The organism is Streptomyces sp. PU-14G (genome assembly GCF_041028275.1).
GTDB lineage: Bacteria > Actinomycetota > Actinomycetes > Streptomycetales > Streptomycetaceae > Streptomyces.
Window position 1 is genome coordinate 1 of sequence record NZ_JASKYT010000711.1, and the last position, 1,450, is coordinate 1,450.

Annotated in this window: 1 protein-coding gene; it reads left to right on the forward strand. The window is 76.9% G+C overall.

Going from position 1 to position 1,450, the window contains the following annotated elements; genetic code table 11:
• On the forward strand, positions 1–1,450 hold a 1,450-nt coding region (locus tag AB8Z75_RS34890), incomplete at both ends, for a thioesterase domain-containing protein (protein WP_369209146.1).

Here is a 1,450-nt window from a genome sequence, read left to right on the forward strand (position 1 = left end):
GGCCACGGGCCGGGGGCGGGCCACGGGCCGGGCACGGGCCACGGGCCGAGCGCGGGCCACGGGCCGAGCACGGGCCACGAGGCAGGCGCGGGCGACAAGCCGAGCGCAGGCGACAAGCCGGGTGCGGGCGATCGATCGGACGTCGTCGCTGCGGGCGCCACGCGGATGTACCGCACCGGCGACCTCGTCCGCTGGACCGACGACGGCACGCTCGCGTACCTGGGCCGTGCGGACGAGCAGATCAAGCTGCGCGGCGTCCGCATCGAGCCCCGGGAGGTGGAGGCCGTGCTGGCCGGACACCCGCGCGTCGCCCACGTGGCCGTCGCGGCGCAGCGCACCGAATCCCCCGAAGGCCCGCTGCACCTCGCAGCGCACATCGTGCCCGCACCGCGCGCGCCCGGGGACGACGACACGCAGCCCGCCGCCGGCCTCGTCGGCGCCGAACTGCGCTCCTGGGCGGCCGGACGCCTGCCCGCCGCCATGGTGCCCGCGGTGTACGTCACCCACGACGCGCTGCCGCTCACCCCGCAGGGCAAACTGGACCGCGCGGCACTGCCCACGCGGTCCGCGACGGCGCCCCCCGCGCCGGACGAGGCCCTGCGCGTGGCCCGCACCCCCCGCGAACGCACGCTGTGCACCCTCTTCGCCGCCGTCCTCGGCGTACCCGAAACCGGCCTGGACGACGACTTCTTCGCCCTGGGCGGCCACTCGATGACCGCCACCCGCCTGCTGAACCGCATCCGCACCGAGCTGGGCGCCGACGTCTCACTGGGAGCGCTCTACCACGCGCCGACACCGGGCCAGTTGGCCAAGCTCCTCGACACCGCGAGCGACCCGTGCGGCACCACGGACGACGCCTACGCCATGCTGCTCCCCCTGCGCACGGGCGGCGAGGACCGGCCCCTGTTCTGCTTCCACCCGGCCGGCGGGCTCGGCTGGTGCTACGCCACACTCGCCCCGCACCTGCCGCCCTCCCTCCCCGTCCACGCCCTCCAGGCCCAGGGGCTGCGCGACACCGGCGAACCGCTCGCCGCCACCTTCCCCGGCCTCCTCGCCGAGTACGTCGCCCGCGTCCGCGCCGTACAGGCCCGCGGCCCCTACCGGCTGCTGGGCTGGTCACTGGGCGGCGCACTGGCCCACGCGGTGGCGGCGCACCTCCAAAAGGAGGGCGAGAAGGTGGAGCTGCTGGCCCTGCTGGACGCCGCGCCCATCGACCCGCTGCTGCGCGCCGACCCCGCGGCCCACCCCCATCTGGTCCGCCGCCTGGTCACCGAGGCCCTCGGCGCGGGCCTGGCCGAGGACGCCCAACTGCGCGCCGTCGCCCGCATGCTGTCCCACTACGCGGCCCTGCTGCCGACCTACACCCCGTCCGTCTACGAGGGCCCGGCCCTCTACCTCCGCGCCACGGAACCCGACCCCCTCGCCTCGGGCGGCGGACCAGATGGGGGTG